The sequence below is a fragment of the Thermostichus sp. OS-CIW-26 genome, from assembly GCF_054058395.1.
The window spans coordinates 48975-69781 of sequence record NZ_JBSSAG010000008.1; the positions used below are offsets into that span (position 1 = coordinate 48975).

The window sequence follows — 20807 nt, forward strand, 5'->3', positions numbered from 1 at the left end:
ACTTATGAGCCAAGTCCTGACCATATCCTGTAAGCTCAAGGTGTCCCCGTCGCAAGCCGCCAAATTGGACGCGACGATGGATGCCTTTGTACAGGCATTGAACTGGGTCAACCAAAACACACCAGAAAAAGTAGTCAACGCAGTCAAACTCCAATCCCTTTGCTACTACGAGATTCGAGCCCGGTTTGGCTTGTCCAGTAACTTGGCTCAACAGGTGTGCAGACGGGTAGCGGGTTCCCGCAAAGTGGCTAAGCAGAAAAAGCGTCCCGTCAAGGAGTTTAAGATCGGCTTTGTTACCTACGACGCTCGCATCTTTTCGTTCCGTCAAAAAGACTGGACGGTGTCGCTGACCACGGTGGAAGGGAGAGAACGCTTTGAGCTAGCCATTGGCAACTACCAGAGGGGAATGCTGGCTGGTTCTAACCCAAAAGCTGCCACGCTGATCAAGCGCAAAGATGGCTCCTACTACATCCAGATTTGCGTAGAGAAAAAACCACCCAAGCAACAAGATACCGACAAGGTGATCGGGGTGGACTTTGGAAGGACAGATATCGCTCATACCTCAGAAGGGGACAACTGGAATGGACAGCAGTTGAACAAAGTCCGAGACCACTACTCCCGGTTGAGGGCGGCACTCCAACGCAAAGCCAGTAAGGGCACACGCAGTTCGCGGCGCAGATGCAGAGAACTGTTGCAACGGCTGTCTGGCAAGGAGAGGCGCTTTCAGGCGTGGGTCAATCATCGCATCTCCAAAGCTATTGTCTCTAGGGCAAAAGCTACCAACAGCGCTATCGCTCTGGAAGACCTGACAGGGATCCGGGAAAGGGTCAATCAACAGCCACGCAGCAAAACCGAAAGGCGCAGGGCCAACAGTTGGGCGTTCTACCAGCTTAGGATGTTTGTGGTCTACAAGGCTGCCATCGCCGGAGTGCCTGTAGTACTGGTTCCGCCTGCCTACACGTCGCAGACCTGCCACCGGTGTTTGCACATCCATCCCGATCCTACGCAATCCTATCGCAGTGGGAAGCAGTTCAAGTGTGGGCACTGTGGATGGGAAGGGGATGCGGACTGGAATGGGGCCAACATGATTGCCAAACTTGGGGCTGCCGTAAACCAGCCTAGAGGTCCGTGGTTGGCTTGCCAACTGCAGGGCTACCGAAAGCCCGCCCTGTACTGCGAAGTAGTCAGGGTCGGGTAGTTTACTGGGCGAGGGCCGCAGCTGGCGGCAGGAGGTGGTCTATGGAAGCAGAGGTGCAACAGGGGCAGCAATCGCCTGAGGGCCAACTGGAGAAGCGCCCCCCTTCTCCGCCTTGGGCCGGGATCCCCTTACAGAGGGGCCTCGGTCACCGGGTACGGCAGCACGTCAATCCCCTGCAGGCGCAGTATCAGCAGCCCACCCCCCCACCCCACTGGGAGCGGGTATACCGACGGCTGGGGCAGCCCTTTCATCTGGATATCGGCACAGGGAGCGGACGATTTCTGCTGCGCCTCGCTCAGGAGCAGCCCGACTGGAACTTCCTGGGGGTAGAGATTCGGCAGGCGCTGGTGGAGCGGGCCAATGCCTGGCGGGACGAGCTGGGGCTGGATAACGTCCATTTTCTGTTTGCCAACATCAATGTCTCTTTGCGGCATCTGTTTGCGCCGGGGGATCTCAGCCGCGTAACCATCCTATTTCCGGATCCCTGGTTCAAAAAGCGCCATCACAAACGGCGGATCGTCCAGCCCCAACTGGTGGCAGATCTGGCTCTGCTGCTGCGACCGGGCAGCCCTGTCTTCCTGCAATCGGATATCCAAGAGGTGGCCGAAGAAATGGCAGCTCGATTTTTAGAGCATCCGCAGTTTTGGGATCCCCACCAGGGGCCTTTGGACTCCAATCCCCTCGGCATCCCCACGGAGCGGGAGTGGCACTGCCTACAACTGGGCCTGCCCATCTATCGCTATTGGCTGGAGCGACGGTGACAACAGGACAAATCCGTAATGCAGTAATAACAACTCCATTCCGCCAAGACAATACAGAAGATAGGATATAACCCGCTTGAGTTGGATCCGTCGCCGCAATGTCTCACTCTGAAACCACGGCCTCTGCCGACCCCTCCTCTGCTTGGTTTTCTGTTCGCCGTGGGATCCTCAACCTGCTGAGCCTACTGGCCATTGTGATTGTCGGGCTTTCTCTTTCCAGCAGTTGGTTTCAGCCGCCGCCCCAAACGCAGTTGGATTTGTTGCAAACCGATCTCGCCCTGCAGGCTTCCCGCACCCTCGATGATCCCCGCTATCAGGATCTGGCACGGGCACTTTTGGGTCAGGATGTGTTCAAGGTGGCCCAAAATCGCTATCAGCAGACCGCCGATAACTACACCGAACGCCTGAAACGTTTGAAACGGCTGGCCCGTTTAACTCCTGCTGGCGAATCTGAGGCGGCCAGCCCAGAACTGGCCCAATCTCCAGAGGTGGATCCTGCCCTTTTGGCCTCCATGCAAGATTTGCAGACGGAGCTGGATGCACTGTGGCTGCGCCTGGGCTTGCTCTATGCCTACCAAGAAGATCTGGAGGCCGCTCAGCAGCAATGGCAACAGATCATCGACCTGGAACGTCCCGTGGAGCTGGAATCGAGTCAAAAGAGAGCAGCCCAGGTTCTACAGGGACTGTGGGGAACACCGCGGCGCATCTTGCCAGAGGCGGAGGTGCAGATTCGCAATCATCTGGATGGTTGGTTTGAGGCGGTGGCTCTGCAACAGCTTTACCGACTGCAGCAGCGCAGCGATAGCCTAAATGCCCTCAACCAACAGCAGGAAAAATTGGCCTTGGCGGCTCTGTTTCGACTGGCGGTGGTGGGTGGGATTCCCGTGCTGGGGGCGCTGCTGGGGTTGATGCTCTTGTTGGGCTGGCTGGGCTGGAGCCTTTGGCGCAAACGTCCGCTCCTGGGCCCTGCTTGGGAAGTGCCTTGGCCGGGGATCGGGGCGCAAGCGGTGTTGACCGGCTGGTTTTTGGGGTTTATCGCCCTCAACGCTTTGGTGCCTCGACTTTACATCATCATTCTCGGCCTGGGGGCAGAGCAGCTCAGCCCTTGGCACCAGGCGGTGGCCCTGTTTCTCACCTACAATTCCGGCGCTTTGCTGGGGGCAGGGTTATTGTACCGTCTCTTGCACGCCTACCCCGGCTGGCAGAGGGTGCTGCAGGTGCGGTTGTGGGGTCCTTGGCTGCTGTGGGGCTTGTGTGGCTACTGGGTGGCCTTGCCTTTGGTGGTGCTGGCAGCGGCACTCTCGCAATTGCTGCTACCGCAGGCGGGGGGTGGGAATCCCATTTTGCCCCTGCTGCTGGATAGCCATGGTTGGGGGGCGCGGTTGGTGTTTTTGGCCGTGGTGTCTGTCTGTGCCCCTGTTTTTGAGGAGGTGCTGTTCCGGGGCTTTTGGCTGCCTACTCTAAGCCGCTACCTGCCTATGGGGGCCGCCATTGGGCTTAGCGCCTTCACCTTTGCCCTTGCCCACCTCAACCTTTCCGATCTGCTGCCTCTGACCATGCTGGGGGTGGTGCTGGGGGTGGTGTACAGCCACAGCCGCAACCTGCTGGCTCCCATCCTGCTGCACAGCCTCTGGAATACGGGATCCCTGGTGACGCTGCTGGTGCTAGGGGGTGCGCGTTAAGGGGGGCTCTGCCTACTTTTTCCTGCCGAAGAGGCGGCTCAAGAACCCGCCGTTGTCCTCCTTACGGGGAGGCGGCACCACTTTCTGAGCCTGTGACGTTTGACGGCTGGCCACTCGCGTTGGCGGGACGGAGTCCTTGGGGACGGGAATGGGCTGTTGAGTGGTGACCTGCTGCAGCCAGCGGCGCACCTCGGCCATCAACTCGGCGTTGGCGGGTTCTAGGCGGCTGACCTGCAAAAAGTCTGCTTTGGCCATGCCAGCATTCCCCTGCTTCAGGTGAGCAATGCCCCGGTGCAGGTAGTAGCGGGCCACGTTGGGCTCAGCGCTGATGGCGAAGTTCAGATATTGCACTGCATCCCGGTATTGCTTGCGCTCGATCATGTCCAAGGCTTGGATAAAGCGGGTTTCCCCAGGGCTGAACTTGGGGGCAGGCGGTGGGGTGGGAACAGGCTGAACAGGGGGACGGGTGGGCGGAGCAACGACGGGGGAGGCTGGGATCCCACCCACAGTGGTACGGCTGGGGGAAGGGGTTGGGATCCCGGTCGCGGTAGTGGTTCTAGAGGCAGGGGCTAGGCTCCCCTGGTAGCCGGCCTTGAGCAACAAATAGGCCAGGTTCAGCTCGCTCAATTCCTCGGTTTTCTCGAGCAGGGTTTCCATGGAGCTGTATTGTTCTTTGGCCAGCTTCTCCACCCGTCTGACATACTCTTCCTGCCAATGGGGGTGCTCGGCCAAGCCCTTGACGGCTTCCCCAGAGGGCCAAAGATCCGGGGGGGGCGTCTCCAAAAGGCGTTTGATCCGCATTTTGAGCACCGTTTCATATTCCCCTCGCTCCCGCTCTTTGGTCAGCACTTCGTTGGCCGGGTTGACCAGCTTGGCAAAGAGGATGTTGGCGCGCTCTGCACCTTCGGGATCCCCCACAAACCGATCCGGGTGGAGGGCCTTGGCCGCCTGCAGGTAGCCGCGCCGGATCCCCTTGGAGTCGGCGGTAAGGGGCACGCCTAAGATGGCGAAATGGTCAGTCTCGTAGCGGGCTAGCCCTCGGTTGAGGCGGGGGACATTAGAGTTGGATCCCATAGTTGCCACTTCTCTAAAATCTGCTGCAAGGTTCCGTTTTCGATCAGGCTGGAAATCGCCCCATCCACAGCTTCCTTCAGGGAAGGATGCTGAGAGGATACTACTCCCACCAGAGGCATGGGGAACAGGGGCGGCCCCACCAGGCGCAGCCGGGATCCAGCTTGGCGCAGGTTTAGGGCGGCAACAGGCTGATCGACCAGCACGGCATCCAACTGGCCGGCTTGTAGCTGAGCAAACAAGCGCTCAGGGTTGCTGGTGGCAAAGAGACGAATGGCGTTGCCCCTCCTCTCGTTATACGCCTCCAGTAGGGCTGCCCCCGTACTGTTAACTACAATGCCCACTTTGCGGCCAAATAATTGCGACAGTGCTTCAATGGCCGGTTCCTCTGGCCCGGAGGCGGGGGAGGGATCCCGTACCACCAAGCGCTGCGGGCTGAGATAGTAGGGCCGGGTGGCCAGAAACTGCTCCGGATCCAAGCCCAAAGCTTCCCGCGCCCCCCAGATCAAGTCCACCTCATCCGCTTGCAAGGCCGCCAACTGCTCGCTCCAGGCCACGTAGATGGGATCCACCTGCACCTGAAGGGTTTGGGCAAGCGCCTCCAGGATATCCCACTCGAAGCCGGCGTAGGTTTGTCGCTCCAAGTCGGTATAGAGATAGGCCGGCCCCAGACTGGGATCCAAGCCAACCCGAATGCGCCCCCGGGCCTGGATCTCAGTCCAACGGGAATCAGGGGGCTGTGCCTGCTCGGTGGGGGCGACTTTCCCTTGTGCCGGCTGAGGGTAACCGGGGCCAGCAGTGGCCACCCCAAGGGCCATCGCTCCCAAGAGGAGAGCCAGGCCGAACTGTGCCGCCCGGCAGCAATGTCGCTGTTTTCTGTGGAGCTTGCTAACCAATCTTCTACCTACCCTGCCCAACATAGGGTTCTTGGAATCTTCTTGATTATTCCTCGATTATTCGTCAGCTACTTCTGTCTTCAATTCAACTCAACTGGGGAGCTTTCCCGGTTCTGATAGGCTGGGCGTGGATCCCGCCGCATGGGAAAGGAGACCGGCAAAGGCTGTACTTGGGCCAATTCTTCTTGCAGAGCAGCGTGTAACCAGCCATTGCTGGCCAACAGTCGGCCACTGTAAACGTCCACCGGGCTGCCATCATAAGCGGTCACCTTGCCGCCTGCCTCCCGCACCAGGACGATCCCTGCGGCAATGTCCCAAGGGGAGAGGCCCCGCTCCCAATAGCCATCCAACTGGCCGGTGGCCACATAGGCCAAATCCAGAGCTGCAGATCCGCCCCGCCGCACTCCTTGGGTGAGATGGGTAAAGTGGCAAAACTCGGCGTAGTTGTTGTCGGGGGTTTCGCGACGATCGTAGGCAAAGCCGGTAACCAGCAGGCTCCGAGACAATTCAGCCGTTGTGGAGACTCGAATGGGTTGACGGTTGCGGGTGGCCCCCATTCCTTGGACGGCGCGAAACAGATCCCCGCGAAAAACGTCACAAACAACCCCCAAAACCGGCTCCCGCCCCTGCAGCAAACCAATGGAGACGGCAGCGAAAGGGTAACCGTGGGCAAAGTTGGTGGTGCCATCTAGGGGATCGATCATCCAAGCGTAGGCACCCTCCGGGGATCCCTGCTGGCCAGATTCTTCCGTCAAGATTACGTCTTCGGGGAAGTGCCGCCTCAAGATTTTCAAGATGAGATCCTCGGAAGCGCGATCCGCCGCAGTCACCAAGTCGCCCGGACGTTTCTCCTCGATGGCGAGGGTGCCTCCCACATAACTGCGCAGCAAAGCCCCTGCCTCCAGGGCAGCTTCTGTGGCCACATCCAACCGACGCAGCAGGGCCTCTGTCACACCCCTACCTCAAGAATCTGTTACTCAGGATAGCCCGCGAAGGCTGAGGCTCCCAAGGGATCCCCGAAAGCCAAAATAGGCCCGACCCAAACCCAATTTTTTGGGAAAGGGGGTATCTCCAAGGCTGCCTATGGTGTATAGTACAGTACACTGGGGCTTGTGGGTTTTCCGGCAGCCCGCCAAGACCAGAGTTCCTTTGAAAGCAGTAGGGTTTTGGGGAACTCTAGATAAGACTTTGAATTTGGAAAGCCAAGCTGCTGTAAATGGCGTTGAGCGTTGAGGGGGGAAGGCCGTTGTCACATAGCTACGACGATTTCTTTGCCTCCACCACGGCGGTTGGTGGGGGGGATCCTCTTGCTTCTAGCTACAGCTTTGATCTGCCAGCAGATCTGTTCGATCGAGTCCCTGAGCAGCCGGTATCCCATCCGGAGTTCGCCCTGTCCATCTGCCATCCTGTCCGGCCCTGCAGCTACATCCTGCGGGAGAGTATCTATACGGTTGGACGGGATCCCTCCAACGCCATCCAGATCGTCAATCGGTTTGTCTCGCGTCACCACGCTTACCTGGTGCGGGTGCCCACCAAGTCCAACCGGACAGGGTTTACCTATTGCCTGATCGACGGCAATCGCAAGGGCCAGTCCAGTACCAATGGGGTGTTTGTCAACGGCACGCGGGTGGCCACTCACTACCTGAGGAGCGGAGATGTCATCTATTTCGGGCCAGAGATCCGCGCCTATTTCTTTGAGGTAGCCCGCACTCTCCCTGTGAACCCCTTTGACATCGGCCCTGACCTTGGCGAAGAGCTTCAGCTTCCCCACGCATAGGAGCTCACTGCAACTGTTGACAGACCCGAAGCTGCATCGCTAGATTAATTAAGCCGGTTAAGCAATGTGAATTGGGGCATCGCCAAGCGGTAAGGCAGCGGGTTTTGGTCCCGCCATTCGGTGGTTCGAATCCATCTGCCCCAGCTCAAAATCCAACCGAGAGCACAAAGGCGCAAGCCCCTGGGATCCCGTGCAGACCGGAGGGTGCGGCTTTGGGCATCAGCAGGGCGCGTTGCTCTGGGGAACTGAGGAATCATGGGGTCGCCTTTGCCAACGGAGGCCCTGGCTTGGCAGGACTGGCCGCGGAGAGAATGGCAACAACCAGAAACCAAGGGTGAGGGATCCGGGGTGAGCTGTTCAGGTCGATCCTTGATGGTGGTGGGAACTTCTTCCCACGTGGGCAAAACCCTTTTGGTAACAGCCCTTTGTCGCATTCTCAAGAAAGCGGGAAAAAGGGTTGCCCCTTTCAAAGCTCAGAACATGTCCCTCAACGCCTATGTCACCCCAGACGGCAAGGAGATTGCCTACGCGCAGGCTCTGCAAGCTTGGGCTGCCGGGATCCCCCCTGCGGTGGAAATGAACCCGATTCTTCTGAAGCCCCAGGGCAACCTGACTTCCCAGATCGTCTTGAACGGAGTGGCGGTGGGCACCTACCGCGCCGGAGAGTATTACGAGCGCTGGTTTGCGCCGGCCTGGCAAGCGGTCAAAGAAGCCCTTGCTCGCCTGCAAAAGCAGTACGACTGGATCCTTTGCGAGGGGGCAGGCAGTCCGGCAGAGGTGAACCTCAAACATCGAGACTTGGCGAACATGCGGGTTGCCTTGCATTTGGGATCCCCCACTTGGCTGGTGGCGGACATCGACCGAGGTGGGGCGCTGGCCCATGTGGTGGGCACACTCCAACTGCTGGAACCCGAAGAACGGGCCCTGATCCGGGGCATTGTCATCAACAAGTTTCGCGGCTCGCGGGAACTGTTGCAGCCCGGCCTGGACTGGCTGGAAAACTACACCGGGATCCCAGTTGTCGGGGTCTTGCCTTGGGTGGACTGGGTTCTGCCCCAAGAGGATTCGATGGGAATTGAGGCTAGCCCCCAGCTCTGGGAAGATCGCCGCGACCGGGCCGGTGGCCAAGCCCTGAGGGAAGGGCGCCTGGAGATTGCTGTGGTGCGTTTGCCCCAGGTGGCCAATTTCTCGGATTTTGACCCCTTGTTGGCGGAGCCCACCGTCCATCTGCGCTGGGTTCACCCCGGCCAAAGTTTGGGATCCCCGGATGTGGTCATCCTGCCCGGCAGCAAAACCACCCTCAACGATCTGTTCGCGTTGCAAAAGACCGGCCTGGCCGATCAACTGCGCCAATACTCCGGCCATATCGTCGGCATTTGCGGCGGACTGCAAATGTTGGGAGAAACCATCGCCGATCCCGAAGGCTGGGAGGGGATCGCCGGCACCTACCCAGGGCTGGGCTTTCTCCCTTTGACCACCGTTTTACAACCCACCAAGGTCACCCAGCAGGTGCAGACCCAAAGCCGATGGCCTGCCCTGGCCCCCATTCAGGGGTACGAAATTCATCAGGGATCCACCCAGGCGGATCCCTCTGGCTGCCTGCCGCTGTTCGAGCAAGAGAACCTGGGCTGGCGGGATCCCACGGGTCGGATTTGGGGCAGCTATCTGCATGGCCTGTTTGACAACCACCTGTGGCGGCGACAATGGCTGAACTGGCTGCGCCGACAAAAAGGCTGGGATCCCTTGCCGGATCTGGAGGGCCACTATGCTCAGCAGCGGGAGCAATTGCTGGAGCGCCTGGCCGATCTGTGGCAGCCTCACCTGGACTTGGGCCTGTTGATGGAATAGCCCATCGGCGATGGGGGAGAGAAGTGGGGTGGGAGGCTATGTTGCGCCAGGTTACGCCAGCGCGACCGGAAATCCAGGATCCACTCAACCGGTTGCCTCGGCTACCTCTGCCTGACCCGAAGAAGTCCGCTCCGAAAGACTTATGCAACGCTGAACAAAACAGAACTTTGCCCAGCATCGCTGCTTTCTTCCTGCTTCAGCGACCCATGACTAGCGGCAGAGTTCACCCCCACCACCCCGCCAGAGGAGTCTCCACAGGCGTCACTTCCCCCAGAGCTTGGGGTAGTTCTGTACCACCGCAACAGGTTTAGAGCTGCATTCAAGTCGCGGTCTAGCTCCAGACCACAACACGGGCAGCAAAACACCCTTTCCTGCAGTGGCATCTTCTGTCGGTGCCCACACCCTGAACACAGTTGGCTGGACGGATAAAACCTATCCACCACCACCACCTGACAGCCGTAGAGCCGGGCCTTATACTCTAGCTGTCGCCGTTCGCGATAGCGGGACGGAGTCCTCAACTCGTAGAACCCACAGTCTGACAGCGCTCCTGCCAGCTTGCGGTTCTTGAGCAGGTTCTTTACCTGCAAGTCCTCAATCACCACCACCCGATACTTCTTGGCCAGGTAAGTCGTTAGTTTGTGCAGATTGTCTTGCCGAATGTCTACCACCCGCTTATGGGCCCTGCCTAACTGCACCACTGCCTTCTTACGGTTAGCGGATCCCTTCTGCTTGCGACTCAGCCGCCGTTGCAGTCTGGCCAGACGCTTCCTCGCCTTGCGGTAGGGTTTTGGATTCTCGAATACTTTCCCGTCGGAACAGGTGGCCAGGTGATGGATCCCTAAGTCCACTCCCACAACTTCCCCGGTTTTCTCTACCTGAGGCGCTGGAGCTTCATATTTGAAGGAGATATGCCAATGTCCAGCGCGAAGACTAATGACCACGTTCTTGGGTGTGGTCGCCGGAAGTAACTCTGCACAGCGCAGCCAACCGAAGATAGGCACCTTGATGCGGTCGCCAGAAATGCGGATGCTGCCTTCTAGGTAAAAGCTGTCTCGCACTCCCTTGCGTTTGAAGCGGGGGAACTTCCCCAACCCACCCCGCCAGCGCTTAAAGGCTTGCTCCAAGTTGCGTAATGCCTGCTGAGGAGCGCATTTGGAGACCTGGTAGTACCAGGGGTTTTCCTTCTTAACCTCGGCTACCAGGCGCTTGTGCAGGTCAATGGCGGTGGGGAGTTTCTGCCGGTTCTCCAGGGCTTGCCGACAGATGGCCAGGCCCCAGTTGTAGGCGTGACGGGCTACCCCAGCGTGCTGAGCGGCTAGGGTCTTCTGCCGGTTATTCAGCTCTAAGCGGGTGCGGAATCCAAGCAGCATTCAGATAGCCGCGGCCAACATGCTTAGTTTAATGGCTATTTCGGTTCCGCAAAGTAACCAATTGTTCAGCAGATCGGGGACTAGAGGCAGCCCCTGTAGCTTGTTCGCGAAAGCGTCACGCAGCGGTAAGGGCGCGATCCAACAATTCCATCGGGTGATAGATGGGGATCCTGGCCTTGCCTTGCAGGCGCAGGTGCTTTTGGATTTGCAAGCGGCAGCCGATGTTGGCGGAGACAATCCCCTGGGCGCCGGTGTTGAGGAGGTTGGCCACCTTTTGGGATCCCAGCTCGTCCGCCACCTCGGGTTGCAACAGGTTGTAGACGCCGGAGCTGCCACAGCAGAGGGCACCATCGACGGGATCCCGCAGCTCCAGCCCTGGGATTTGCCGCAGCAGGTGTCGGGGTTCCTGGCTGAGCCGCTGCCCATGCAGCATGTGACAGGCATCCTGGTAGACCAGCACCAGGGGTTCCGGCTGTAGCGGATGTAGAGGAGCCGTTAACCCCACCTGAGCGAGAAACTCCTGAATGTCCTTGACCTGGGCGGCAAATCGGGCTGCCTTCTCTTTGTAGTCGGGATCCCTGGCCAATAGGTGGCCATAGTCTTTCAGGGTATGCCCGCAGCCGGAAGCGTTGATCAGAATGGCATCCAACTCGTAATCGGCAAAGGCATCGATCATCTGGCGGGCCAGGGTTTCCGCCTGCTGCAGTTGCCCTTGATGGTGGGGCAAGGCCGCACAACAGCCCTGGACAGGCGGGATCACCACCTCACAGCCGTTGTGGGTCAAGACGCGAATGCTGGCCTCATTCACCTGCGGGGCAAACAGGCGCTGCACGCAGCCCAAAATGAGTCCCACCCGAAAACGGCGTTCTCCCACCGCCGGGATCCGCTCAGGGTAACGCTTGGGCAGCAGTTGCTCCACCTCCAGGGGGGGCATCAGGGATTCCATGGCCGCCAAACGCGGGGAGACCTTTTCCAGCCCTTTTCGGATCCAAGCGCCGATCCCCATTTTTTGGTACAGCCAGAGAGGCCACAGCAGCGGTTGCAGCCGCTCCGGGTAAGGAAACACCGAGAAGATGAACTGGCGGTAAAGCCGATCCCAAAGGCTACGTGGGTAGTTGCGTTCGATTTGCGGGCGGGTGGCGGCAATTAAGCGGTCATATTGCACCCCCGATGGACAGGCCGTAACACAGGCCAAACAGCCCAAACAACTGTCGAAGTGGGAAACCGTAGCCGCCGAGAGGGAGATTTGACCTTGGTTGAGAGCCTCCATCTGATAGATGCGCCCCCGCGGCGAGTCCGTCTCTTTGCCGATTACACGGTAGCTGGGGCAGGTGGTCAGGCAAAACCCGCAATGCACGCAGGCATCGATCAGCTTCGGATCCGGGGGATCCACGCCGTCAAAACTTGGCCCTTTGGATACGTTCATCGGCCTCTAGCTCTCAGCACAAAAGCCTGCTGTACAGACTCAATCTTGCCTTTTGGCTTGTTTTGGGGTTTTGGAGGTGCCCCCGTTTCCTGCATCTTAATCCGGGAACAAAGCGGCTGAGGCGTTCTATCCAGATCCAGACGCTCCTTTCGTCCGTACTACCCTGAAGAAGGGACTCCCCGGACGGATTCCCTCTCAATCGATCCCTCGTTAACCCTCTTCGAGTTGTCTGTGCTCTGCACAGCACGGAGTGCTATGAAAGTGCAACACCTCTTCACCTCAGCTCTTGTGGGCGCAGCCCTCTCCAGTTTGAGCCTGCCCACCGCCGCTCTGGCCCAAGCCAACCTGCGGGAACTCCCTCCAGACCTGGCAGAACAGCTAACCACAGAGCAAATTTTGCAAGCCTGCGCCAACAACCAAGCAGATACTTTGCCCAGCCCTTTCCCGGATGTGGTGCCAAGCGATTGGGCCTACAAGGCAGTGCTTACCCTCTACTACTGTGGAGCCTACCGAGGGGCCATTCCACCGGAGCAATTCCGGCGCTACTTGGAGCAACAACGGGGATCCCAAACTTAGGCGGGCCTGCACCTCAAGCCGGATACATCTCTTGGATCAGATGGGCATAGCGCTCGGCCACCGGGTTGCGCTTGATCTTCAGGGTCTGGGTCATAAGGCCGTTTTCCACGCTCAGCGGCTCCGGCAAGAAGCGAAAGTCGCTGACCTGCTCGTCGGGCCGGTAGCCAGGGCGTTCTTGGATGCGGCGGCGCACCTCCTGCAAAATCAAGGTGCGGGTCTGGGGCTGGGCCAGCAGCTCGGCATCCTCAGCCGGGATCCCTTGCTCGGCAGCCCAGGCTTTGAGGGCATCGAGGTTGGGGTAGATGAGGGCAGCCAATTTCTTTTGGTCTTGCCCGACGATCACGATCTGACGGATGTAAGGAGACTGCAGACAAGCATCTTCCAGCGGCTGGGGCTCGATGTTCTCCCCATTGAGTAGGACAATGACATCCTTGGCTCTGCCGGTGATCACCAGTTGCCCGTCGGGGGTGAGCCAGCCCAGATCCCCGGTTTCAAACCAGCCGTCGGAGCTGAGCACCTTGGCAGTGGCTTCCGGGTTGTTGTAGTAGCCCATCATCACCTGCGGGCCACGGGCCAGGATCAACCCTTTTTCTTGTGGCGGCAGCGGCTGTCGAGTTTCAGGATCCACAATGCGAAACTCCGTCCCCGGCAGAGGGGGGCCAGCCGTACCGCGCACATTGTTGTCTGGACGCCGCGCGCACAACACCGGCGAAGTTTCGGTGAGGCCGTAGCCATTCAAGATGGAAATGCCCACCACCTCGTAGAACAGATCCAAGTAGGCAGGCAGGGATCCACCGCCGCTGATGGCATGTTGAAAATTGGGGCCCAACGCCCGTCGTACCTTGCGGTAGATCAGCACATCGGCCAATCGGTGCAGGGGCCAGAGCAGCCAATGTTGCAGGCGAGCCTGCAGGCGCACCCAGGGGCTGACTCCGTAATGCAAAATCGACTGGTTGCGGGCTATCCGTCCAGAGAGCACATACCTCTCACTCACGGCCATCAGAGCGCGGATCAGCCGCTGCATCAGGGGGCTTTTCTCTTTGAATTGCCGTTGGATCCCTTCATAAACGGTTTCCCAAATCCGCGGCACTGCCACCAGAAAATGGGGGTGCTCCTGTTGGAAATCTTGTTTGATAAAGCGAGGGCTGGTATAGACCAGCATGCAGGCACGGCTGAGGAGAAAATACTCGCAAGCCCGCTCATAAGAGTGCCAAGTGGGCAGAATGGTCAACACCTTATTCCCCGGTTGTGGCTGTACGACCACGCCCAAGTTCTCCACCTGGTGCATCAGGTTGCCGTGGCTGAGCATCACCCCCTTGGGCCGACCGGAGGTGCCGGAGGTGTAGATGATGGTGGCCAGTTGGGATCGCTCCAGCTTTGGGGGTTGGTAGGTGTGTTCCCGACCCTTTTGCAGCCATTGGGAAAAGTTCAGCACCCCTGCTTCCTGCTCATCGGAAAGCAACAGCAGCCGTTCCAGGCCCAGCTCCTGCACATCCGGCCGGATCCGCCTCAGGGTCTTCAGATCCTGAGCAATCAGGGCCGTGCTACCGGAGTGGCGCAAGATGTAGCCCAGCTCACTGGGATCCGCCACAGCGCTGCGGGGCACATTCACAGCTCCCGTGAACATCGTGGCCAGATCGGCCATCAGCCAGCGGGGGGAGTTATCGGCAAAAATGGCCACCCGATCCCCCGGGCAAATGCCCAAAGCCTGCAGGCCAGCCGCCAGGGTTTGAATGCGGCGAAACAGCTCTCCATAAGACATCTCGAAAACTGGCTGCGCGTGGGGATCCCGTAGGGCAACCTGACCGGCAAACTCTTCCGCCAGCACTTGCCAAACGTTCAGCAGCGTCGTCTCAGGGGCAGTGGGAGTAGCAGAAGCGGCAGCAGTTGTCATAGATCTGTACCGTAAATTACGTTTACAGTCTATTAAACCCAGCCTCTCTCCCCAGGTGTCGCTAGGACAGTTCCCAGCCTGTCACCCCATTCACCATCTTCCCCTTGCGGGGAAAAGGTAGGGATCAACACTATAAAATCTTGCGCTGGCAGAACCAGGGTGGTGATTGCTCGCCCCGGCAGATTGCGCACAAAACTTTACAATTTTGATCAAACCGGATCCCATATCTCCCATGGGGATCCCGGCTGTAAGCTTTACCTGAGGCTCCAACGAAGTTCAAGAAAGCCCAGCAGAATCAAGGTAGGGGATCTTGGGGATCCCGTTTTTTCATCCTCCCATTCAGCAACAATCTCTTCATCAAGCGGTGAAGTCTTGCCGAAGGTGAGCCAGGATCGGGGTAGAGCTCTCCAGGCGCTTTTTCCCTCACCCCTGCCCCCCTTGCAACGCGAGAAATTGGGTTAACTCATCCTCTTCATGTCACGTGCAGCAAGCGTCTCCAGTCCTTCCTTCTCAGGGGGGAAGAGGGAGAGTGGAATCCATAGCCCCAAGCTCGACGGCCCAGCAGTTGCAGCGGAGAAAGATCTGAGCGGCTCATCATTTCTGGAGGTTGTGTATCGGTGATCAACCCATTCTCATCCTTCCGGTGGAGACATTCTTCTCGCTCTCCAGCTGGGATCCCAGAAGTTGAACCTCAGCCCCCAGACGCTTCCGATCCTTTTGCTTCCCAACGGGAGCAGATGGTCAAGAAACAGCTCATCAAACGAGGGATCCGAGATCCACGGGTACTGGAAGCCATGGGAAAAGTGCCGCGTCACCTTTTTGTCCCCTCTGATCTGCGGGATCGGGCCTACAGGGATTACCCTCTGCCCATCGGCTATGGCCAGACCATTTCTCAGCCCTATATTGTTGCTTTTATGACAGAAGCTGCTCGCCTCACGCCTGAATCGGTGGTGTTGGAAATCGGCACCGGCTCCGGCTATCAGGCGGCTGTTTTGGCAGAGCTGGCCCGGCAAGTGTATAGCCTGGAGCGTCTGTCCCCGTTGGCTGCTCAAGCTCAACAAACCCTCGCTGCCCTGGGCTATCGCAATGTGGAAGTGCGTCAGGGGGATGGCTACCAAGGTTGGCCAGAGCATGCTCCCTACGATGCCATTCTGGTGACGGCAGCGCCCCCAACTGTGCCCATGGTGCTGCTGGATCAACTGGCGGTGGGGGGCACCTTGGTGGTGCCGGTGGGAGAAAGCCCTTCGGGCTCCGGTGCCCAGGGATCCCAGTCCTTGCTGATCCTCTGCAAAACAGCCCAAGGATGGGTTCAAAAAGGGGCTTTTCCGGTGCAGTTTGTGCCCATGGTCTAGGGTTTTGCCCCCTCTACTCCTGCCAAAAGGTGGGCGCGAATTTGCAAAGCCAATTGGGGACGGTCGGTAATCAACCCTTGAACAACGGGATTTTGTCCTACTGAGCCGGCAAATGGCTGCAAGCACAACTTCATCACTTCAGGATCGTTCACCGTCCAGACGTACAGAGGGATCCCGGCCTGTTCAGCTTCAGCCAAGAACTGCAAGTTCACCCAACTGTAGTGGGGGGCCAGAAAATCCGCTCCCAACTCCCGGCAACGGGTAAGTAAAGATCCCTTGGCTTGCTCCTCAGCCTTTGCCTCGATCAACAGGCCAACCTTGGGTTGCGGGGACAAAAGCGTTTTAACCCGCTGCACCACCTGAGGCAAAAAAGAGGTGATCACAAATTCTTCGGGGGTCAAAATATCGCTAACGAGGGCAAGGACTTGTTCCTCATAGCCTGCTTCTTTGAGTTCGATATCGAGGGTGATCTTGCCCTTGATATGTGACAGGGTCTCTTCAAGAGTGGGAATCGTGGGTTTGCGGGCCCGAATCTCGGCCCAAGTTAATGCGGCCAAAGGCTGTCCATCCAAATCGGCATCGTGAACAACCAGTGGGATCCCATCTCGGCTACAGCGCACATCCAGCTCAATTTGCTCGGCCCCCACCTCAATAGCGGCAGCAAAAGCGGCCAACGTGTTTTCCTCGGCGTGGGTGTGCTCCCCACGGTGGGCGACAATCTGGGTGTAGGGGAGCATGTCAGCACCTCTGAAGCGGGGTTGAGTGCCAGGTTGCGCAGCTCTATTATGATTGGCTCTCGGTGGTTCAGAAAGGGATCCCAGCAGGCGACACTCCCCCAGCGGAAGCGATAAGCTAGGAGAGTCAATTAGGTCTCTGAAGCTATGGACGCCGCCGAAATTGCCGCCTTGAAAGAGCGCATCAAGCTAATCCGCGAACGCCGGCCAGCGGTAGCCAAGCTGTTGGAAAAGCCAGACTTGGGCAGCTTGCGCGTGGATGTCAACCAAGCGCTGGAGGAGATCGACGAGTTGCTCTACGAGTTCGAGCAGACTTTTGGCCCGGAAAGCTAGAGGGCTAGTTCCTGATAAGCTGCTGCAACTGGGCCAGAACCTCAGCGCTGTGGCGGCTGGGGTTTACAATTGGGTCGATTTCTCGCAAAATCCCCTCGGGGTCGATCAAGAACGTATTGCGCAGGGCAACATCGCCCATCCAGGATCCGTAGGCTCGACTGACCGTGCCGTCGGGATCCGACAGCAAAGGAAACTGTAGCCCCTCTGCCGAGCAAAAGCGCCTGTGAGAGTCCACCGAGTCAGCGCTCACGCCCACAACCTGTGCCCCCATGGCCCGGAACTTGGGCAAATCTTGCTGAAAGCGGCGGGCCTCAATCGTACAGCCGGAAGTGAAGTCGCGGGGGTAAAAATACAACACCACCCACTCCCCCCGAAAATCCGCCAGCCGCCGTATTTGCCCGGCTTGATCTGGCAATGCGAACTCCGGTGCCGGAGAACCTATTGGCGGGAGAGGAGTAGTTCCCCACTGAGCCCAGGCAGGCTGAGTCATCCCAAAGCCCACAAGCAGGCCCACAACCAATCCCATGAAAACCCTGCCCAATTCCCTCACTGCCCCTCCGAGACCTCTCTAGAACCCATCTCTAGTTTACATAACTTTATATGAGTCCAGGAACTCGCCTCACTGCGCAGAAGCAAGCCAGCGGGGTGGGAAGCATCTCCACCCTGCCAGCTCAATGTTGCCGCTTTGCCAATTCCTTTGCCAATTCAAGGTAACCACTTGCAGAGCAAAAGCTGCGGAGGGATCCCCAACCATCGCCAGAGTTGAGAGGTGCGTTCGATGGGGGTATAGCGCAGTTGAGCGTACAGTTGCCGCGCGGGGAGATTGTCTTCCAATACGTGCAGATGCAAACAGCGGTAGCCCCACCCTTTCGCCACCCCTTCAGCACTGAGCAAAAGCAGACGAGCAATTCCTCGCCGCCGCCAGCCGGGCAGCACCGCCAAGTTGGAGAGGTAGGGATACTTCCCGTGGGCTGTGACCCGCAAAGAGATCTCGGCAGTGCCCACCACTTCGGATCCCACCGCAGCTGCCAGACAGCAGTAGTAGGGATCCCTTGCGGCCAGCCTGAGGCGCAACTCTTCGCGAATGCCCAGCTTGCGAATTGGGTAGATCCAGCGTTGCAGACCTGAGGGGGGATGAAAAACCTGGGCTAGAACTTCGGCCAAGGGATCCAGATCATTCGATGTAGCTGGGTAAACTACGGGGGAAGGCAACACAGGTTGAGATAGGGCAACCGCAAGCATTCTCCTTATTTTCCCAAACAACTTGCAAACAACAAAACAATAAGTGGTGACCCCCACGGGGAGCCACCACTGAACCGGTAGAACTTGGCCACAGGGAGGAAAACCACCCCTGCCGACGCGGACTAACCGCATCCAAGACTTAACTAAGACTTATTCAGTTGTCTTAACTTGTTTCCAATTTCTAGGCCAGCGCCAGTGGCCGCTCCGACACCAGAATCCGACTCTGAGGTTTACGATGAGATCTCCAGATCGCTAAAACGGCAGGCTGAGCCGTTGATGCGATAGATATCATCCGTGATGGGCTGGTAACCCACTTCCACCAGATCGGACTTGGCAGGAGCGAATATGCGGACAACTGCTCTAGCAATCTTTGAGAGAAAGGTAAACATAGCAACCTCCTGAAAGTGAGAGTGAAACTATGAACTGAGAGAACCTCGAATTGCTAAAGCCCGCAGTCCTTGTCCCACTGAGCGCTGGTTCCGACTCGCAGAGCTTGCAGGTTGAGAGCACCTGAACCTGATCACCGATTTTCCCACCCTGACTCGCTCATGAATGGAGACTCAAAATAGCCGGCTGAGCTTGTTGATCTGGCAAAACCACTTTTATTTGAGGATTATTTGAGGAACACCTAGAGCGCTCTCTCACTTTCCCAGTGGCTTGTGCAGCAAGCCCAACTGCTATCTGCCTAACTCCCTTGTTCTGCTTTGAGGAAAACCTGTCGTAGGTACCAGGTGCTCTGCTGAGCGAGACAACCACTTCTCAGGAGAGTCTGCCGAAGCAACGGATCGGAAGCTTGGATCAAAGCGTTGACCGACAGAGAATTTTGGACTTGAATTTTGGATTTGATTCAATCGAGAAGCGGTGCCTCGCATTTGAGATGGGGATGAGATGTTATCCTCCTCGCCTGAATCACTACATTCATAATCTAACCTATAGCCGATCTCTCCACCAAGGGCGGCAACCATTCTTAACAGGCTGGATCATTCCTTTAACTTGGTCTTTTCATCTCTTTTTGGTTCAGGTCAATGAGGGATCCCAGCATTCTGGATTCGGATTCCTCAGCCTCTTTCCGTCACAGGACACCTGATTTTTTGGGGAAACAAGCTGGCTCGGCGCGAGCCTTGAGCTAAACAGAAATAAACGCAAAAAAACAACGACCAACCCCTGCTTCGGGCTGAATCGCCGGAAGGAACTCATTCCCTATCCTAGAAAACTCATTCCAGCTGTAGCTCGTTTTCCAGGTTAAGAGAATCTTGATTTCGGGGCCGAGAACGCAGGATCAAGAGGGAAAAGTAGGGGGGCCGGTAGTCGGCCAGTCCTTCCAGGGTGGGGAAGAGGGTTTGCTGGGGCCAGCCGGCCCAGACCACCAAGCTGGCTTGTTGCAGCCAACCTCTTTCGGCCAGCCACTGCCAAACCTGAGGGTAGACAGAGGCCACTTTCATGAGGACGACTACCTCAGCCCAGGCACAAGCCTGCTCCAGTTCCGAGAGGGCAAACAGAGCCGGTAAAATCGCCAATTTCTCGGAGCCGAGCACCAAGGGGGATCCCAGGGCAGCAGCAGCGGCTAAGGGAGAGCACACCCCCGGTATGGCCTGGATGGGCAAGTTGGCGATCCGCTCCCGCAAAGCTTGGGCCACGTAGGCGAAGGTGCTGTAGAGGCCCACGTCTCCCTCACAGATGAAGGCGACATCTTCTCCCCTTTCTAGGAGTGGGGCTAGTTGCTGGGCAGCCACTCGCCAGGCAGCTTGCAGGACTTCCGGCTGGGTGACAAAGGGCAGGCGAAGCGGCAAGAGGGTTTGTTCCGGTCGCAGCCAAGGGCGCACAATCTGATAGGCCAGGCCCGGCTGGCCGGCGGCATTTTGGGGACAGGCCACCCAGTTGACCGTGCTGAGGATGCGGGCTGCTTTGACCGTGATCCAGTCGGGATCCCCTGCTCCAGCACTGATCCCCCAAAAGGTTCCCAGACCCATACTTATTACGTATCAGGCGGTCTCTGTACTGCCCGTACTTCCTTCCTTCAGGCGATCCAAGGCTTCCTGCAAGGAGTTGCGCAAAGACAGGAACTTCTCCAGGCGCACCAGCTTCACCGTTTGGGTGATGCGGGGATTGCTCACCACCTGAAAGATACCTGCGCGGCTCTGCACCAGCTTGGCCAATTGCACCAGGGCGCCGACGCCAGAGCTGTCGATGAAGTCGATCCCTGTCAAATCCAGGATCAGGTTAGGGGATCCCTCTTCCAGGTATTTGGTGACCACCTTAACAAAGACCGGCTCGGAAAAGGCATCCAGAAGGCCAGTCAGGTGAAAGACCTGGCAGTTTTCCAGCGCCTCGCGGCTGCCGCGCAAGCTGACCGTCAGAGATAGGGGTTCCGGAATGGCTCTTCTCCTTTCAACCATCTCGACAGAAGGGAACACCTGAGAGAGGCCCCAGGGTGGGTTCAATCTCGGGTGTGGAGATAGCTTAGCATCCCCGTTCTCTTCGCGAGACGGTATTTTTCCGCGGGGTCTTCGGGGGAATTACGCCTGGGAGCAGGGATCTCTTCTTTCTGTTCCCTCGTGGCAAGCCAGGAGTCCTTGGGTAGGATGGGGGCAACTGTGCCGGCAAGGTCGGCCCGCAGTGCACGAATGGCTTTTGGGAGCCTGTCAGG

At 58.1% G+C, this 20807-nt stretch carries 19 protein-coding genes and 1 tRNA gene; 9 read left to right on the top strand and 11 right to left on the bottom strand.

Translation table 11 applies throughout. From position 1 onward, the window contains the following. Window positions 1-4: 4 nt before the first annotated feature. The 3 genes from ACVW0C_RS05370 to ACVW0C_RS05380 all read left to right on the top strand — a co-directional run bounded on the left by ACVW0C_RS05370 (window position 5) and on the right by ACVW0C_RS05380 (window position 3641). A complete protein-coding gene (locus ACVW0C_RS05370) occupies window positions 5-1198 on the top strand; it encodes an RNA-guided endonuclease InsQ/TnpB family protein (RefSeq protein ID WP_457384588.1) in 1194 nt (397 codons plus the stop codon). A gap of 41 nt (window positions 1199-1239) precedes the next feature. Next, window positions 1240-1959 carry a tRNA (guanosine(46)-N7)-methyltransferase TrmB gene (gene trmB, locus ACVW0C_RS05375; protein WP_414343030.1) on the top strand — a complete coding sequence of 240 codons (720 nt, stop codon included), beginning with the start codon at window positions 1240-1242 and terminating at the stop codon, window positions 1957-1959. 98 nt (window positions 1960-2057) lie between these two features. After that, entirely contained in the window at window positions 2058-3641 is a 1584-nt protein-coding gene (locus ACVW0C_RS05380; protein WP_457384565.1) for a CPBP family intramembrane glutamic endopeptidase, read from the top strand. 12 nt (window positions 3642-3653) lie between these two features. On the opposite strand, the gene ACVW0C_RS05385 is transcribed toward ACVW0C_RS05380, so the two are convergent. The 3 genes from ACVW0C_RS05385 to ACVW0C_RS05395 all read right to left on the bottom strand — a co-directional run bounded on the left by ACVW0C_RS05385 (window position 3654) and on the right by ACVW0C_RS05395 (window position 6561). Beyond that, window positions 3654-4715 (bottom strand): J domain-containing protein, encoded by a 1062-nt coding sequence (locus ACVW0C_RS05385; protein ID WP_457384566.1) that lies wholly within the window; start codon window positions 4713-4715, stop codon window positions 3654-3656. Continuing rightward, window positions 4673-5530, bottom strand: a complete 858-nt coding sequence (locus ACVW0C_RS05390) for an ABC transporter substrate-binding protein (protein ID WP_457384567.1) — start codon at window positions 5528-5530, stop codon at window positions 4673-4675. The genes ACVW0C_RS05385 and ACVW0C_RS05390 overlap by 43 nt, the downstream gene beginning before the upstream one ends. Window positions 5531-5688: 158 nt before the next feature. Beyond that, window positions 5689-6561 (bottom strand): inositol monophosphatase family protein, encoded by an 873-nt coding sequence (locus ACVW0C_RS05395; protein ID WP_414384140.1) that lies wholly within the window; start codon window positions 6559-6561, stop codon window positions 5689-5691. A gap of 263 nt (window positions 6562-6824) precedes the next feature. Between ACVW0C_RS05395 and ACVW0C_RS05400 the strand changes: the two genes are divergently transcribed. The 3 genes from ACVW0C_RS05400 (at window position 6825) to ACVW0C_RS05410 (ending at window position 9233) form a co-directional block, all read left to right on the top strand. Next, entirely contained in the window at window positions 6825-7385 is a 561-nt protein-coding gene (locus ACVW0C_RS05400) for an FHA domain-containing protein (RefSeq protein WP_457384568.1), read from the top strand. Between the two features lie 72 nt (window positions 7386-7457). Beyond that, window positions 7458-7529 (top strand) — tRNA-Gln (locus ACVW0C_RS05405). A gap of 204 nt (window positions 7530-7733) precedes the next feature. Continuing rightward, window positions 7734-9233 (top strand): cobyric acid synthase, encoded by a 1500-nt coding sequence (locus tag ACVW0C_RS05410; RefSeq protein WP_457384589.1) that lies wholly within the window; start codon window positions 7734-7736, stop codon window positions 9231-9233. A 140-nt stretch (window positions 9234-9373) separates the two neighbouring features. Here the strand turns inward: ACVW0C_RS05410 and ACVW0C_RS05415 are convergent, their stop codons facing one another. Both ACVW0C_RS05415 and ACVW0C_RS05420 read right to left on the bottom strand, forming a co-directional pair. Next, window positions 9374-10603 (bottom strand): RNA-guided endonuclease InsQ/TnpB family protein, encoded by a 1230-nt coding sequence (locus ACVW0C_RS05415; RefSeq protein WP_457384569.1) that lies wholly within the window; start codon window positions 10601-10603, stop codon window positions 9374-9376. 115 nt (window positions 10604-10718) lie between these two features. Next, window positions 10719-12029: a (Fe-S)-binding protein gene (locus tag ACVW0C_RS05420; protein ID WP_457384570.1), complete on the bottom strand. Its 1311-nt coding sequence runs from the start codon at window positions 12027-12029 to the stop codon at window positions 10719-10721. A 255-nt stretch (window positions 12030-12284) separates the two neighbouring features. On the opposite strand from ACVW0C_RS05420, the gene ACVW0C_RS05425 reads away from it, so the two are divergent. Then, window positions 12285-12605: a hypothetical protein gene (locus tag ACVW0C_RS05425; RefSeq protein WP_414331146.1), complete on the top strand. Its 321-nt coding sequence runs from the start codon at window positions 12285-12287 to the stop codon at window positions 12603-12605. A 13-nt stretch (window positions 12606-12618) separates the two neighbouring features. Here the strand turns inward: ACVW0C_RS05425 and ACVW0C_RS05430 are convergent, their stop codons facing one another. Further along, entirely contained in the window at window positions 12619-14499 is a 1881-nt protein-coding gene (locus ACVW0C_RS05430; protein ID WP_457384571.1) for an AMP-dependent synthetase/ligase, read from the bottom strand. Between the two features lie 617 nt (window positions 14500-15116). On the opposite strand from ACVW0C_RS05430, the gene ACVW0C_RS05435 reads away from it, so the two are divergent. Beyond that, on the top strand, window positions 15117-15851 hold the full coding sequence (locus tag ACVW0C_RS05435; RefSeq protein ID WP_457384572.1) for a protein-L-isoaspartate(D-aspartate) O-methyltransferase: 735 nt from the start codon (window positions 15117-15119) through the stop codon (window positions 15849-15851). On the opposite strand, the gene ACVW0C_RS05440 is transcribed toward ACVW0C_RS05435, so the two are convergent. Next, on the bottom strand, window positions 15848-16588 hold the full coding sequence (locus ACVW0C_RS05440; protein WP_414332228.1) for a glycerophosphodiester phosphodiesterase: 741 nt from the start codon (window positions 16586-16588) through the stop codon (window positions 15848-15850). The genes ACVW0C_RS05435 and ACVW0C_RS05440 overlap by 4 nt on opposite strands. A 144-nt stretch (window positions 16589-16732) precedes the next feature. On the opposite strand from ACVW0C_RS05440, the gene ACVW0C_RS05445 reads away from it, so the two are divergent. Further along, complete coding sequence (locus tag ACVW0C_RS05445) at window positions 16733-16918, top strand: hypothetical protein (RefSeq protein WP_414344512.1); 186 nt, start codon at window positions 16733-16735, stop codon at window positions 16916-16918. A 4-nt stretch (window positions 16919-16922) separates the two neighbouring features. Here the strand turns inward: ACVW0C_RS05445 and ACVW0C_RS05450 are convergent, their stop codons facing one another. The 4 genes from ACVW0C_RS05450 to ACVW0C_RS05465 form a co-directional block, all read right to left on the bottom strand. Further along, window positions 16923-17408 (bottom strand): peroxiredoxin, encoded by a 486-nt coding sequence (locus tag ACVW0C_RS05450; RefSeq protein WP_414399170.1) that lies wholly within the window; start codon window positions 17406-17408, stop codon window positions 16923-16925. A gap of 215 nt (window positions 17409-17623) precedes the next feature. Beyond that, window positions 17624-18082: a GNAT family N-acetyltransferase gene (locus ACVW0C_RS05455; protein ID WP_457384573.1), complete on the bottom strand. Its 459-nt coding sequence runs from the start codon at window positions 18080-18082 to the stop codon at window positions 17624-17626. A 1292-nt stretch (window positions 18083-19374) separates the two neighbouring features. After that, window positions 19375-20130, bottom strand: a complete 756-nt coding sequence (locus tag ACVW0C_RS05460) for a precorrin-2 C(20)-methyltransferase (RefSeq protein WP_457384574.1) — start codon at window positions 20128-20130, stop codon at window positions 19375-19377. Between the two features lie 12 nt (window positions 20131-20142). Continuing rightward, a complete protein-coding gene (locus tag ACVW0C_RS05465) occupies window positions 20143-20556 on the bottom strand; it encodes an STAS domain-containing protein (protein WP_414417132.1) in 414 nt (137 codons plus the stop codon). Window positions 20557-20807 lie beyond the last annotated feature (251 nt).

What these genes read in the sequence shown, in the direction of transcription:
- ACVW0C_RS05390 (WP_457384567.1), bottom strand. Translation starts at nt 5,530, where the DNA reads ATGGCCCTTGGGGTGGCCACTGCTGGCCCCGGTTACCCTCAGCCGGCA.
- ACVW0C_RS05370 (WP_457384588.1), top strand. Translation starts at nt 5, where the DNA reads ATGAGCCAAGTCCTGACCATATCCTGTAAGCTCAAGGTGTCCCCGTCG.
- ACVW0C_RS05460 (WP_457384574.1), bottom strand. Translation starts at nt 20,130, where the DNA reads ATGGGTCTGGGAACCTTTTGGGGGATCAGTGCTGGAGCAGGGGATCCC.
- ACVW0C_RS05415 (WP_457384569.1), bottom strand. Translation starts at nt 10,603, where the DNA reads ATGCTGCTTGGATTCCGCACCCGCTTAGAGCTGAATAACCGGCAGAAG.
- ACVW0C_RS05385 (WP_457384566.1), bottom strand. Translation starts at nt 4,715, where the DNA reads ATGGGATCCAACTCTAATGTCCCCCGCCTCAACCGAGGGCTAGCCCGC.
- ACVW0C_RS05465 (WP_414417132.1), bottom strand. Translation starts at nt 20,556, where the DNA reads ATGGTTGAAAGGAGAAGAGCCATTCCGGAACCCCTATCTCTGACGGTC.
- ACVW0C_RS05425 (WP_414331146.1), top strand. Translation starts at nt 12,285, where the DNA reads ATGAAAGTGCAACACCTCTTCACCTCAGCTCTTGTGGGCGCAGCCCTC.
- trmB (WP_414343030.1), top strand. Translation starts at nt 1,240, where the DNA reads ATGGAAGCAGAGGTGCAACAGGGGCAGCAATCGCCTGAGGGCCAACTG.
- ACVW0C_RS05420 (WP_457384570.1), bottom strand. Translation starts at nt 12,029, where the DNA reads ATGAACGTATCCAAAGGGCCAAGTTTTGACGGCGTGGATCCCCCGGAT.
- ACVW0C_RS05400 (WP_457384568.1), top strand. Translation starts at nt 6,825, where the DNA reads ATGGCGTTGAGCGTTGAGGGGGGAAGGCCGTTGTCACATAGCTACGAC.
- ACVW0C_RS05440 (WP_414332228.1), bottom strand. Translation starts at nt 16,588, where the DNA reads ATGCTCCCCTACACCCAGATTGTCGCCCACCGTGGGGAGCACACCCAC.
- ACVW0C_RS05380 (WP_457384565.1), top strand. Translation starts at nt 2,058, where the DNA reads ATGTCTCACTCTGAAACCACGGCCTCTGCCGACCCCTCCTCTGCTTGG.
- ACVW0C_RS05445 (WP_414344512.1), top strand. Translation starts at nt 16,733, where the DNA reads ATGGACGCCGCCGAAATTGCCGCCTTGAAAGAGCGCATCAAGCTAATC.
- ACVW0C_RS05430 (WP_457384571.1), bottom strand. Translation starts at nt 14,499, where the DNA reads ATGACAACTGCTGCCGCTTCTGCTACTCCCACTGCCCCTGAGACGACG.
- ACVW0C_RS05450 (WP_414399170.1), bottom strand. Translation starts at nt 17,408, where the DNA reads ATGACTCAGCCTGCCTGGGCTCAGTGGGGAACTACTCCTCTCCCGCCA.